The sequence below is a fragment of the Actinoplanes sp. TFC3 genome, from assembly GCF_001553785.1.
Lineage (GTDB): Bacteria > Actinomycetota > Actinomycetes > Mycobacteriales > Micromonosporaceae > Actinoplanes.
Window position 1 is genome coordinate 654,422 of the sequence record NZ_LOJP01000001.1, and the last position, 11,522, is coordinate 665,943.

General features: G+C 70.6%; 14 protein-coding genes. 10 read left to right on the plus strand and 4 right to left on the minus strand.

The window, feature by feature from the left end; translation table 11 throughout:
- Positions 1–42 precede the first annotated feature (42 nt).
- A complete protein-coding gene (locus TFC3_RS02815) occupies positions 43–756 on the plus strand; it encodes a tetratricopeptide repeat protein (RefSeq protein ID WP_067495162.1) in 714 nt (237 codons plus the stop codon).
- On the opposite strand, the gene TFC3_RS02820 is transcribed toward TFC3_RS02815, so the two are convergent.
- On the minus strand, positions 719–1,747 hold the full coding sequence (locus TFC3_RS02820) for a lysylphosphatidylglycerol synthase transmembrane domain-containing protein (RefSeq protein WP_067495165.1): 1,029 nt from the start codon (positions 1,745–1,747) through the stop codon (positions 719–721). The genes TFC3_RS02815 and TFC3_RS02820 overlap by 38 nt on opposite strands.
- Before the next feature lie 101 nt (positions 1,748–1,848).
- On the opposite strand from TFC3_RS02820, the gene TFC3_RS02825 reads away from it, so the two are divergent.
- Genes TFC3_RS02825 through ptsP form a run of 6 tightly spaced genes read left to right on the plus strand, consistent with a single transcriptional unit; the run spans position 1,849 to position 6,326 of the window.
- A complete protein-coding gene (locus TFC3_RS02825; protein ID WP_067495168.1) occupies positions 1,849–2,922 on the plus strand; it encodes a PTS mannitol transporter subunit IICB in 1,074 nt (357 codons plus the stop codon).
- A gap of 56 nt (positions 2,923–2,978) precedes the next feature.
- The gene (locus TFC3_RS02830; protein WP_067505836.1) at positions 2,979–3,242 is read left to right on the plus strand and encodes a PTS lactose transporter subunit IIB; all 264 of its coding nucleotides are present in this window, start codon (positions 2,979–2,981) and stop codon (positions 3,240–3,242) included.
- 37 nt (positions 3,243–3,279) lie between these two features.
- Positions 3,280–3,993, plus strand: a complete 714-nt coding sequence (locus tag TFC3_RS02835; RefSeq protein ID WP_236718352.1) for a hypothetical protein — start codon at positions 3,280–3,282, stop codon at positions 3,991–3,993.
- Positions 3,990–4,436 carry a PTS sugar transporter subunit IIA gene (locus TFC3_RS02840; RefSeq protein WP_082771828.1) on the plus strand — a complete coding sequence of 149 codons (447 nt, stop codon included), beginning with the start codon at positions 3,990–3,992 and terminating at the stop codon, positions 4,434–4,436. The genes TFC3_RS02835 and TFC3_RS02840 overlap by 4 nt, the downstream gene beginning before the upstream one ends.
- Complete coding sequence (locus tag TFC3_RS02845) at positions 4,436–4,708, plus strand: HPr family phosphocarrier protein (protein ID WP_067495174.1); 273 nt, start codon at positions 4,436–4,438, stop codon at positions 4,706–4,708. The genes TFC3_RS02840 and TFC3_RS02845 overlap by 1 nt, the downstream gene beginning before the upstream one ends.
- The gene (gene ptsP / locus TFC3_RS02850) at positions 4,701–6,326 is read left to right on the plus strand and encodes a phosphoenolpyruvate--protein phosphotransferase (RefSeq protein WP_067495177.1); all 1,626 of its coding nucleotides are present in this window, start codon (positions 4,701–4,703) and stop codon (positions 6,324–6,326) included. Before TFC3_RS02845 ends, ptsP begins: the two co-directional genes overlap by 8 nt.
- A 190-nt stretch (positions 6,327–6,516) precedes the next feature.
- Here ptsP and TFC3_RS02855 read toward each other — a convergent pair whose 3' ends face one another.
- The 3 genes from TFC3_RS02855 to TFC3_RS02865 are packed head-to-tail and all read right to left on the minus strand — an operon-like array spanning position 6,517 to position 8,338.
- Positions 6,517–6,723: a tautomerase family protein gene (locus TFC3_RS02855; RefSeq protein ID WP_067495181.1), complete on the minus strand. Its 207-nt coding sequence runs from the start codon at positions 6,721–6,723 to the stop codon at positions 6,517–6,519.
- Between the two features lie 14 nt (positions 6,724–6,737).
- The gene (locus TFC3_RS02860) at positions 6,738–7,613 is read right to left on the minus strand and encodes an SDR family oxidoreductase (protein WP_067495184.1); all 876 of its coding nucleotides are present in this window, start codon (positions 7,611–7,613) and stop codon (positions 6,738–6,740) included.
- The gene (locus TFC3_RS02865; RefSeq protein ID WP_067495187.1) at positions 7,613–8,338 is read right to left on the minus strand and encodes an SDR family oxidoreductase; all 726 of its coding nucleotides are present in this window, start codon (positions 8,336–8,338) and stop codon (positions 7,613–7,615) included. The genes TFC3_RS02860 and TFC3_RS02865 overlap by 1 nt, the downstream gene beginning before the upstream one ends.
- Positions 8,339–8,426: 88 nt before the next feature.
- Here TFC3_RS02865 and TFC3_RS02870 point away from each other — a divergent pair, with 88 nt between their 5' ends.
- The 3 genes from TFC3_RS02870 to TFC3_RS02880 are packed head-to-tail and all read left to right on the plus strand — an operon-like array spanning position 8,427 to position 11,520.
- Complete coding sequence (locus tag TFC3_RS02870; protein ID WP_067495190.1) at positions 8,427–9,122, plus strand: TetR/AcrR family transcriptional regulator; 696 nt, start codon at positions 8,427–8,429, stop codon at positions 9,120–9,122.
- A gap of 25 nt (positions 9,123–9,147) precedes the next feature.
- The gene (locus TFC3_RS02875) at positions 9,148–10,461 is read left to right on the plus strand and encodes a hemolysin family protein (protein ID WP_067495193.1); all 1,314 of its coding nucleotides are present in this window, start codon (positions 9,148–9,150) and stop codon (positions 10,459–10,461) included.
- A gap of 9 nt (positions 10,462–10,470) precedes the next feature.
- Positions 10,471–11,520, plus strand: a complete 1,050-nt coding sequence (locus TFC3_RS02880; protein ID WP_067495196.1) for a sporulation protein — start codon at positions 10,471–10,473, stop codon at positions 11,518–11,520.
- The last annotated feature ends 2 nt before the right edge of the window (positions 11,521–11,522 follow it).

Sequence of the window (11,522 nt, forward strand, 5' to 3'; positions counted from 1 at the left end):
TGCCCTAGTCAGCTTTAACTTCCGACAGGCCGGGGCGCGGGCATGACCGATGTCGAACTGAAGGACTCCGTCGCGCAGCGCGTGGGCGGCCTGACCACCCCCACCGAGATCGGGGTGGCGCGGGCCGCCGCGCTGTTCGAGCGGGTGGACCCGGCCGCCGCGGCGCAGCACCTCGAGCCGGTGCTCGCCGCCGACCCGGAGGTCGCCGCCGGCTGGATCCTGATGGCGCGCATCCGGCTCGTGCTCGACGAGGTCGACAAGGCGCTCGACGCGGCGAACCGGGCGATTGCGCTGGAACCGGCCGACCCCCGCTCGCTGGCGATCGCGAGCCGCGCGTTGACGCTGCTCGGCCGGCACGAGGAGGCGGTCACCATGGCCTACCGGGCGGTCATCGTGGAGCCGAAGAACGCGCTGTGGCACGACCGGGTCGCGTGGGCGCTGCTCGCCGCGGATCGCCAGTACGCCGACGCCGAGCAGGCCGCTCGTACGGCGGTGGGGCTGGAACCCGACGAGGCGCACTACTACTTCACCCACGGCGTCACGCTGGACGCGCTGGGCCACGCCGACCAGGCCCGGCAGGCGTTCATGATCTCGCTGCGCCTGGAACCTGAGAACCCGGTCGCCCAGCACCGCCTGGCCGTGCTCAACGGCGAGGCGGCCAAGGGGCCGGAGAAGAAGAAGCGCGGCTGGAAGGTGTTCGGCCGGCGCGGCGCGGAGGCTAACGGGCCAGCGCGCCCGGAGGAGTTCCTGCCCTAGCGGTACGCCCGCGCATCACCAGCCAGACCAGCCAGCCGGTGCCGATCACGAAGCCAAAGCTGATCAGCCGGTACAGCACCACGGCGGCCACCGCGGTGCTGCCGGTCAACCCGCCGGCGACCAGGCCCAGGATCAGCGCGCCATCGACCACCCCGAGACCACCCGGCACGATCGGTACGCTCGCCGCCGCCATTCCCGCGCAGTAGGCGATCACCAGTTGCACCGGGTGGATCCCGTCGGCATCGAGCGCGATGCAGCACATCCACAGACACAGCGCATCGAGCAACCAGTTGGCCACGGCCAGCACGACCGCGATGCTCAGGTCGGCCGGCTTGACGCGTACGGACCGTAACTGGTCGAGGAAGCTGGTGAGCCGGGTGTGCCCGGTGTCGCCCGGCCGGTGCCTCAACCGGTTCACCATGCTGAGCAGCAGCTGCGCCGGAGTGATCAGCAACTGCGGTCGCCGGGCCACTACGCGTACGCCCAGCGCCACCGCGAGCGCCCCCGCCGAGTACAGCAGCAACGTCCGCCAACTGCCCGTACTGCGGCTCAGGATGCCGAATACCGCGCCGATGACCACCAGCGCGCCGGCCGACATGACCCCGCTCAGCGCGATGCACCACGACGCGACCGCCGAGGAGGCCCCGAACCGGCGCATCTGCTGGAAGTTGAACGTGGTCGAGAACAGCGGGCCGCCCGGCAGGGTGACGCTCAGTGAGTGCGCGGCGTAGGTCAGCGCGACGTGCCGGCGCATCCGGATCTTCGTACCGGCGCCGCGCAGCAGGGCCCACTGCATGCGGGCGTAACTGCCCATCGACGCGATCTCGGCAACCAGAGCGCCGGCCACCCAGTTCCAGTGCGGGGTGCGCAACTGGTGGAACGCGCCGAGCAGGGGGCGCCAGCCGTAGACCAGTTCGACGGCCAGCACGGCCACAATCGCCGCGGCCACTACTGGTCCGCGGCGCCACCACGGCGAGACGGTTTCAGCCACTGGGGCAATGTTCCCAAATATCGGCGTCGCACGCTGCGGAGATTGACACTACGTGATCTCGTCGGTACAACATTTCCACCGAAAGAGGTGAGGAGCCGTACGTGGCGGAGCTGTACGCGCCCCCAACGCAGGACCGTGGGGTCAAGGCGCAGGTCCAGCGCTTCGGTGGCTATCTCTCCGGCATGGTGATGCCCAACATCGCCGCGTTCATTGCCTGGGGCTTGATCACCGCGCTGTTCTTCAAGAACGGCTGGCTGCCCAACGAGCGGTTCGCCGCGCTGATCGACCCGATGTCGCATGTGCTGCTGCCGGTGCTGATCGGTTACACCGGCGGGCGGATGGTGCACGGCCAGCGCGGGGCCGTGGTGGGTGCGCTCGGCACGACAGGGCTGATCGTGGGCGCGCCCTCGCCGATGTTCTTCGGCGCGATGATCATGGGTCCGCTGACCGCGTGGCTGCTGAAGCTGGTCGACGGGCTGACCGCCAACCGGATCCGCTCCGGCTTCGAGATGCTGGTGGACAACTTCAGCGCCGGCATCGTGGGGGCCATCGCGGCGCTGGGCGGGGCGCTGATCGTCGGGCCGGTCGTGCGGATCTTCACCGCGGGGGCCGGGCAGGGCGTGCGCTTCCTGGTCGAGCATCATCTGCTGCCCGCCGCGGCGATCCTGATCGAACCGGCCAAGGTGCTGTTCCTCAACAACGCGGTCAACCACGGCGTGCTCGGGCCGCTGGGCATCGCGGAGTCGTCCGAGACCGGCAAGTCGATCCTGTTCATGCTCGAGACCAACCCCGGCCCCGGGTTCGGCATCCTGCTGGCGTACCTGCTGTTCGGGCCCAAGTCGCTACGCCCGAGCGTGCCGGCCGCGATGGCGATCCAGTTCCTGGGCGGCATTCACGAGATCTATTTCCCGTACGTCCTGATGAAACCCAGCATGGTGCTCGCCGCGATCAGCGGTGGCGCCGCGGGCATCCTGACCTTCATGCTCACCGGGGCCGGGCTGGTGGCCACGCCCTCGCCGGGCAGCATCTTCGCGTACCTGGCCGAAACCCCGCGCGGCGGCTACTTCGGGGTGCTCGCCGGGGTGGCAGTGGCGGCCGCGGTGTCCTTCGTCGTCGGCTCGCTGCTGCTCGGGTTTGGCCGGTTGACCCGCGGCGGCGAGGAGGATGAGCTGTGACGACCAGCATCCACGGCGACAGCATCCGCAAGGTCGTGGTGGCCTGCGACGCGGGCATGGGCAGCAGCGTCATGCTCGCCGGGCAGCTGCGCCACGAGCTGCGCCGGCTCCCGGTCACCGTGGAGCACAGCTCGGTGGCGGCCATCCCGGCCGACGCCGACGTCGTGCTGTGCCAGCTCGGCTTGGCCGGCCGGGCCCGCGCGGGTGCGCCCGGCTCGGTGGTGGTCGGGTTCCGTTTGTTCCTCGGCGACCCGGCGGTGGCCCGGGTCGTGGCCGCCGTCAAGCAGGGCGGCGTGGTCTTCGGTACGCCGGGTAGCTGACGTGCTCGGCTCGATGCCGACGGAACATGTCGTGACCATGCTCCGCGCCTCCCCGCCGCAACGCGCGGCCGGGGCGCTGCTCGCCATGCCCAAGGACCGCATCGAGCACCTGCTGGCGGTGATGGACGGCCGCTTGATCGCGCGGATGATCGTGGCCACCGACCCCGGGCGCCGCGTCGCGCTGCTGCGCCACCTCGACGACTCCCGGCTCGCCGCCGAGCTGGCCCTGCTGCCCACCGTCGAGGCCGCCGCGGTGCTGGCCGTGTTGCCCCTGGACCGGGCCCGTCCCCAACTGGAGCGGGGTACGCCCGAACAACTGGCCCTGCTTCTCGAAGCGGTCCCGAAGGCCCAGCGGGCCCGTCTCATCGCGGCGCTCGATCCGCTGCGCGAGGCCGGGCTGCGCCGGGTGGCGTACGAGAAATCGGTCATCGAAGCCCTGCGGCAGACGGCTGCGAGTCTCGAATGGGTCTTCGACGACCACGGCAGCAACCTGCTCGCCGGGGCCTTCCACCGCTTGTTCGGGGTGGCCCTGCGCTACGTGGATGCCGGGCCGTTGCCCGAGGTAGCGGTGGCCGACGCCTACCGGGTGTTCGCCGGGCGGCGGGTGCACGGGCTGCTGATCGTGACAAACGCTTACGCGGATGGCGAACGGATGATGCCGAACCAAGATCCAGGAGGCCTGGTGGTGTCCTGGGGAAGCGGCGACAATGTCGGCGTGCTGGGACGAGCGCTGGTGAGGCTGGCCGGATGACGACGAACATGTCCGCGGTGCTGGACGTGCGGGCCGTCCGGCTGCACGAGGTCGCCGCCGACCGGGAATCCGCGATCCATCGGTGTGCCGACGTGCTGGAGGAGATCGGCGCGGTGCACCCGTCGTACCGCGAAGCCATGCTGGACCGGGAATGGGCGATGTCCACGTATGTGGGCGAGGGCGTGGCCATCCCGCACGGCCTGGACATGTCCCGCGACCTGGTGCGCCGTGATTCGCTGGCGGTGCTGCGCTTCCCCGGCGGAGTGGAGTGGGAGGGCGGCCGGGTCACCGTCTGCGTGGCGATCGCCGCGCGCGGGGACGGGCATGTGGCGTTGCTGTCCGCGCTGGGCCGCATCCTGCTCGACCCGGCCCGGGCCGAGGCCCTGCGCGCGGCCGGCGATCCCGCGGCGATCGTGGCGATGCTGGAGATGGACGAGACGTAATGATCAGAACCGTCCTTCTCGCCGGGCGAGCCGGGCTGCATCTGCGGGCGGCCGCGCGAATTGCCGGTGCCGCTGCAACCCTGCCCGCCCCGGTCACCGTCAGAACCATGCAACGTCCACCGGTGCCCGCGGACAGCGTGCTTGCGCTGGTCTCGCTGGGTGCCCTGTGCGGCACGGAGTTGATCCTTGAGGCGGACGGCGATGGCGCGGCCGAGTCACTGGCGAACCTGGCTGACTTGTTCGCGACGGACGGGGACGTCCCCCGTGTCTGAGCTGCTGCGGGGGTTGGGGGCGAGCGCCGGCACCGCGACAGGACCCGCCTACCGGCTCGGGGATCCCCCGCGCCTGCCCCGGCCGCGCCCGGTCACCGATCCCGACGGCGAGGTGGACCGGGCGTACGCGGCGATGGACGCGGTCCGTGATGACATCGCCCAGCGCGCCGACGCCGCTGCCGACCCGACCACCGCGGAGATCCTGCGCGTGCAGGCCAGCCTCGCCGCTGACCGGACGCTGCGCGACGGCGTGGCCATGGCGGTGCGAGCCGGTCATGAGGCTCCGCACGCGGTCGCAGCGGTGCTGGCCGAGCACCGAGCTGCCCTGCTCGCGGCCGGGGGGCTGCTCGCCACCCGCGCCGCCGACCTGGACGACCTGCGTGACCGGGTGGTGGCCCGCTGCCTGGGGCTGCCGATGCCGTCGCTGCCCGCCCCCGGTCATCCGTACGTGCTGATCGCCATGGATCTGGCACCGGCCGACGCGGCGTTGCTGGACCCGGCGCAGGTGCTGGCCGTGGTGACCTCGGCCGGCAGTTTTGTCAGCCACACCGCGATCCTGGCCCGGGCCCGTGGCTTACCGACGGTGGTGGCCTGCGGCGGGGCGCTCGACATCGCCGACGGCACCGTGGTCACCGTGGACGGTGCGGCCGGCCGGGTGACGGTCGGTGACACCCCGGCCGAGGCGCAGACAACGCGTCCCCGGCTGAACGACGAGCCGGTCGACCTGCGCGGACGTACGGCCGACGGCCACCACATCGCCCTGCTCGCCAACATCGGCTGCGCCGCCGAGCTTGCCGGTGCCCCGGTCGAGGGCGTCGGCCTGTTCCGCACCGAGTTGCTGTTCCAGCACCACGTCGACCCGCCCGGCGCGCAGGAGCAGGTGGCGGCGTACCGGGAAGTCTTCGAAGCCATGCCAGGACGCCGCGTGATCGTGCGCACTCTGGATGCGGGTTCCGACAAGCCCTTGCCGTTCCTGCCCGCCGGCGACGAGCCGAACCCGGCGCTGGGGCTGCGCGGCCTGCGGGTGGCCCGCCGCGGCCCGGAGATCCTGCGCACCCAGATCGAGGCCATCGCAACCGCGGCCCGTAGCTGCACCGCCCGCGTCGAAGTGATGGCCCCGATGGTTACCACGGTGTCGGAGGCTGCCCAGTTCGCCGCGCTCTGCCGCGACGCGGGCCTGCCCACGGTCGGCGTGATGATCGAGGTGCCCGCCGCGGCGATGCGCTCGGCCCAGATCCTCGAAGTCGTCGACTTCCTCAGCGTCGGCACCAACGACTTGAGCCAGTACGCGTTCGCCGCCGACCGGCGCAGCGGCGAACTAGCTGACCTGCTCGACCCGTGGCAGCCGGCTTTGCTGTCGCTGGTGGCCCTCTGCGCGGCGGCCGGGGCGGCGGTCGGTCGCCCGGTGGGAGTGTGCGGCGAGGCGGCGGCCGACCCGGCGTTCGCGGTGGTGCTGGTGGGCCTGGGTGTCACCAGTCTGTCGATGGCTCCGGCGGCGGTTCCGGGGGTACGGGCGGCGCTGGCTTCGTACAACCTCGAAGAGTGCCGGGCCGCAGCCCAGCAGGCCCTCGCCGCCACCGACCCGGCAGCGGCGAGAGCCGCAGTCACCCGCATCTGAGAGCGGGTCAGGAATACAACCGGTCCGGGCTGACAAGGAGGATGCGGTCGTCCACCGCGGGTGGCAGCCTGCAGTTCCTCGGTAAGACCGGCGCCCCCCAGAAAGCGCCGGCACCGTGTTCTCCGTGTCATAGCCCTTGGGTTTGAGCAGTCTTCTCAGAAGTGCACTTCTGAGACCGCGATCGCCGTGGTCAGCTGCGCCCGAGCAGTTCGGCGGTAAGGACTGTGCCGCCGAGGCCCCAGCCGCCCTCGTCCACCTCCTCGACCAGGACGAGCGTGGTGGCTCGGGCGCGTTCGCCGTACACGGTGGCGTAGGCGTCGGTGACGGCGTCGATCAGCTTCTTCTTGGACTCGGTGGTCAGGGTGTCCGCGGGGACCTTGAGGTTGGCGAAGGGCATGGCATTTCCTTTCGTCAGAGCGCGTCGTTCGCGGACAGGAGGTCGGCGATTCCGGCGCGGTGGTAGAACTCGTGGCGGATGCGGTCGGCGACGACGGAGACCACTTCGCTTCCGTCGCGGCTGGGGTCGATGTGGGTGCGGAACGGGCGGGTGCCCGCGGGCAGGCCGACGACGCGGACGATCTCGTCGGCCACGGCCTGGGCGTCACTGCCGGGCGGGATCAGGGCGGCGAGCCGATCGGGGAGAGCCTCCTGGAGGTCGCCGTAGGCTTTGTCGTACGCCCGCTCGCGCTCGGGGTCGGAGGGTTTTCCGGCGTGGGCGAAGTGGTTGGTGCCGGAGGTGAACGCGCCGGGCACGACGATCGTGGTGTCGATGCCGAAGCGGATCAGCTCCCCGGCGTAGCTCTCCGCCAGCGCATCCATCGCGGCCTTGGCGGCGAAGTAGGGCGCGAGAAACGGCGGGTGGCCGCCGCGCGTCGAGGAGCTGCCAACCCACACGAGCAGCCCGGAGCCCTGGGCGCGCAAGTGCGGCAGCGCAGCCCGGTTCACGCGCTGGGTGCCGAGCACGTTGACGTCGTAGAGCGCGGCGTAGTCGTCGGGGATGAACGCCTCGGCCGGTCCGAGGACCATGTGCCCGGCGTTGTGCACGACCACGTCGAGGCGGCCGTGCCGGTCGAGGACCGTGGCGATGGCGGCGTCGGCGGACTCCTGGGACAGCACGTCCAGCTCCACGGCCAGGCCGGGCAGCTCGGCGGCGGCGGAGGCGTTGCGGCCTTTCAGGTCGCGCATGCCGGCAGCCACGCGGTAGCCGGCGTGGGTGAGGGACTCGGCGGTAAGCCGGCCGAACCCGCTGGACGCGCCGGTGACCAGGATGACCGGTGCGGTGGTCATCAGATGATCCCGCCGTTGGAGCGCACGGTCTGGCCGTTGACCCAGTGTCCGGCCGGGCTGGTCAGGAAGGCGATCAGCTCGGCGGCGTCCTCGGGGGTGCCGAGGCGTTCGAGCGGCGGCTGCTTGGCCATCCGGTCGATGGTTTCCTGGTCCTTGCCGTCGAGGAAGAAGCTGGTGGCGGTGGGGCCGGGAGCGACCGTGTTCACCGTGATGTCGCGCCCGCGCAGCTCGCGGGCGAGGATCAGGGTCATCGCCTCGACCGCGCCCTTGCTGGCTGCGTAGGCCGCATAGGTGGGGAGCTGCAGGCCCACGACCGAGGTGGAGACGGCGATGATCGCGCCGCCGTTGCGGACCCGGCGGGCGGCCTCGCGGGCGATGACGAAGGAGCCGCGGATGTTGGTGCGGTGCATCCGGTCGAGGTCGTCGAGGTTGAGCTCGGCCACCGGCGACAGGGTCATGATGCCGGCCGAGTTGACCACCACGTCGACGCCGCCGTAGGTCTGCTCGGCCAGGTCGAACATCGCGGCCACATCGTTCTCGTCGGCGACATCGGCGCGCGCCGCGACCGCCTGACCGCCGGCGCCGGTGATCTCCTTGACCACCTCCTCGGCGGCGTCCGTGTTGCCGGCATAGCCGACCACTACCGCTGTGCCCTGCGCGGCGAGCTTGGTGGCGACCGCTCGCCCGATGCCCCGGGATCCGCCGGTGACGACTGCTACCCGCATGAGAAGCTCCCTAACGTTGATATTGTTAGCTCGTAGCACTGATACGAAAACCGTAGCACTGATTTGGCGAGGGCGTAGCATTGATTTCATGACGACGATCACGCCCGACGTGCGAGCCGCGATGATTGCCGCCGCCGAGCAGCAGCTGGTGTCCTCCCCAGACGGCGACATCGCCACCCGGGCGGTCTGCGAGGCCGTCGGCGTCACCCAGCCCGTGCTCTACCGGCTGTTCGGGGACAAGAACGGGCTCCTCGACGCGCTGGCCGACGACGGGCTGCGCCGCTATGCCGAGCACAAGGCGGCACAGCGCAAGACCGATGACCCGGTGGCCGACCTGGTGGCCGGGTGGGACGACCACACCGAGTTCGGCCGCCGCAACCCGGCGCTCTACCAGCTGATGTTCGCGCCCCGGCCCCGCTCCCACGCCCAGGCCCGGCGCAAGATCATGGACTTGCTGGAGGCGTCCCTGCTGCGCTGCGCGGCGGTGGGGGCGCTGCGGGTCAGCCCGGCGGCGGCCGCGCAACTGGTGCTGCCGGCGAACGTCGGGCTGGTGCTCAGCTGCATCGCCCAGCCCGAGTTGTTCGATGATCCGGCGCTGTCCGACCGTACCCGGGACGCGATTTTCTCCTCGATCTTGATCTCACCGGTAGGCACGAACGAGGCGGCTCACCCGGTCGCCGCGGCGGCCCTGCAGTTGCGATCCCAGCTGGCGGTCTCCGGATCCGAGGCGTTGGAACCCGCGGAGCTGGCACTTCTTGATCGATGGCTGGAACGGCTTGCCTAGGGTCCGTTTTGGGTAGTAGCAGTGGGTGGGTGGTTATGGCGGCCAGGTAGCGCTCGTGGTGGTGCTGGTTCTGGTCAACGCGGTCTTTGCCGGTAGCGAGATGGCGCTGGTCTCCCTGCGCGAGAGTCAACTGCAGCGCCTCGAGCGGGAAACCCGGTCGGGCGCGACGCTGGCCCGCCTGGCCCGCGATCCCAACCGCTTCCTGGCAACCATTCAGATCGGCATCACGCTGGCTGGCTTCCTCGCCTCGGCGGCCGCGGCGGTCTCGCTGGCCCAGCCGCTTGTCGAGCCGCTCAGCTTCCTCGGCAGCGCCGCCAACGCCGTCGCCATTGTGCTGGTTACCACGGTGCTGACCTTCTTCACCCTGGTGGTCGGCGAGCTCGCTCCCAAGCGCATTGCGATGCAGCGTACGGAGGGCTGGGCGCTGGCCGTGGCCCGCCCGCTGGACGTGCTTGCCGCGCTGACCCGGCCCGCTGTGTGGCTGCTCGGCAAGGCCGGTGACCTGGTGGTCCGGATGGCCGGCGGCGACCCCGAGGCCGGGCGCGAGGAGGTCAGCACCGAGGAGATCCGCGAGATCGTGGCCGGGCAGGAGGATTTCTCGGCCGAGCAGCGCACGATCATCAGCGGCGCGTTCGAGATCGCCGACCGGACCCTGCGGGAGATCTTCGTGCCGCGCCGCGATGTGTTCACGGTGGCGGCGGTACTGCCCGCGGACGAGGCGCTGCGCAAGCTGGTCGAGGCCGGGCACTCGCGGGCGCCGGTATGCGGGCCGCTGGGCCTGGACGATGTGCTGGGCGTGGTGCATCTGCGCGCTCTGGTCGGGGCGCAGGGTCCCGTCATCTCGTACGTGTATCAGCCGCTCTTCCTGCCCGGCACTGTCAAGATCGTTGACGCCATGAAGCAGATGCGCCTGCAACGCCACCAGTTCGCCCTCGTGGTCGACGAACACGGTACGGCCGGCGGCATCGTCACCATGGAGGACCTCGTCGAGGAGGTGGTCGGCGAGATCTACGACGAATCCGATCGCGACGTGCGCGGAGTCATCCGGGAGAAGGACGGCGCGATGCTGCTGCCTGGCACGTTCCCGATCCACGACCTGCCCGACATCGGGGTGGACGCCGAGGGGCCCGGCAACGGATACACCACTGTGGCCGGACTCGTGCTGTCGCTGCTCGGGCACATTCCCGAAAGGGCCGGCGAAAAGGTCACCCTGGACGGCTTCAGCGCCGAGATCACCGAGGTCACGGGAAGAGCGATCACCGGCGTACGGCTTCGTCCGCTTTCAGCAACCACTCAGCCGGACTTGTTAGCTTCTGCCCGACCTGACAGTCCTGTGTAGGGAGACTTCGTGGGCTTCAAGAAGATGCTGGGTGCCTTTGGTGTGGGCGGGCCGAGCGTCGATACCGTGCTGACCGACATGAACACGCGGCCCGGCGCGCCGCTCATGGGACACGTCAACCTGGTGGGCGGCAGCCACGACGTCGAGATCGAGCACATCACGCTGGGCCTGGTCACCCGGGTCGAGGTCGAAGGCGGCAGCGGGGAGTCCGCGGCCCGGGGAGAGTTCCACCGCGGCACGGTCAGCGGGCCGATGCGGCTGGCCGAGGGGCAGCAGCTTTCGCTGCCGTTCCAGATCCCGATGCCGTGGGAAACGCCGATCACCGCGGTGTATGGCCAGCACCTGCACGGCATGACCATGGGCCTACGGACCGAAGTCGCCATCGCCAAGGCGGTCGACAAGGGTGACCTGGACCCGGTCGCGGTGCACCCGCTGCCGATCCAGGAACGCATCCTCGAGGCGTTCGCCCGGCTGGGCTTCCAGTTCAAGACCGCGGATCTGGAATACGGCCAGATCCTGGGCGTGCACCAGACGCTGCCGTTCTACCAGGAGATCGAGTACTACCCGCCGGCCCAGTATGCGCACGGCATCAACGAGGTCGAGCTGACGTTCGTGACGAACCCGCAGACCGTCGAGGTGGTGCTGGAGTTCGACAAGCGTGGCGGCATGTTCAGCGGCGGCCACGACACATACGGGCGCTACACGGTGCCGCACAGCGACGCGGACACCGCGGACTGGGCGCAGGTCGTGGACGGGTGGGTGAGCCAGGCGCTCAGCCACTACCAGAGCCGGCCGGGCTTCGGCAGCTTCGGCGGCGCTCAGGGCGGCTATGGGCAGCCGGCTTATGGTGCCCCGGCTGGTTATGGACAGCCGGCTTATGGGGGACACGGCGGCGGGTATCACGGGCACTACCGGCACGGCGGCGGGCATGGTGGGCACGGCGGTCCGGGGATGGGCGGCGTGATCGCGGGCGTGGCCGGCGGTATGGCGGCCGGCTACCTCGCCGGTGAGGTCATGGACGAGGTCTTCGACGGCGACGACGAGGGCGGCGACGAGTAAGT

What these genes read in the sequence shown, in the direction of transcription:
- TFC3_RS02845 (WP_067495174.1), top strand. Translation starts at nt 4,436, where the DNA reads ATGATCAGAACCGTCCTTCTCGCCGGGCGAGCCGGGCTGCATCTGCGG.
- TFC3_RS02855 (WP_067495181.1), bottom strand. Translation starts at nt 6,723, where the DNA reads ATGCCCTTCGCCAACCTCAAGGTCCCCGCGGACACCCTGACCACCGAG.
- TFC3_RS02870 (WP_067495190.1), top strand. Translation starts at nt 8,427, where the DNA reads ATGACGACGATCACGCCCGACGTGCGAGCCGCGATGATTGCCGCCGCC.
- TFC3_RS02815 (WP_067495162.1), top strand. Translation starts at nt 43, where the DNA reads ATGACCGATGTCGAACTGAAGGACTCCGTCGCGCAGCGCGTGGGCGGC.
- TFC3_RS02835 (WP_236718352.1), top strand. Translation starts at nt 3,280, where the DNA reads ATGCTCCGCGCCTCCCCGCCGCAACGCGCGGCCGGGGCGCTGCTCGCC.
- TFC3_RS02840 (WP_082771828.1), top strand. Translation starts at nt 3,990, where the DNA reads ATGACGACGAACATGTCCGCGGTGCTGGACGTGCGGGCCGTCCGGCTG.
- TFC3_RS02860 (WP_067495184.1), bottom strand. Translation starts at nt 7,613, where the DNA reads ATGACCACCGCACCGGTCATCCTGGTCACCGGCGCGTCCAGCGGGTTC.
- TFC3_RS02865 (WP_067495187.1), bottom strand. Translation starts at nt 8,338, where the DNA reads ATGCGGGTAGCAGTCGTCACCGGCGGATCCCGGGGCATCGGGCGAGCG.
- TFC3_RS02830 (WP_067505836.1), top strand. Translation starts at nt 2,979, where the DNA reads ATGGGCAGCAGCGTCATGCTCGCCGGGCAGCTGCGCCACGAGCTGCGC.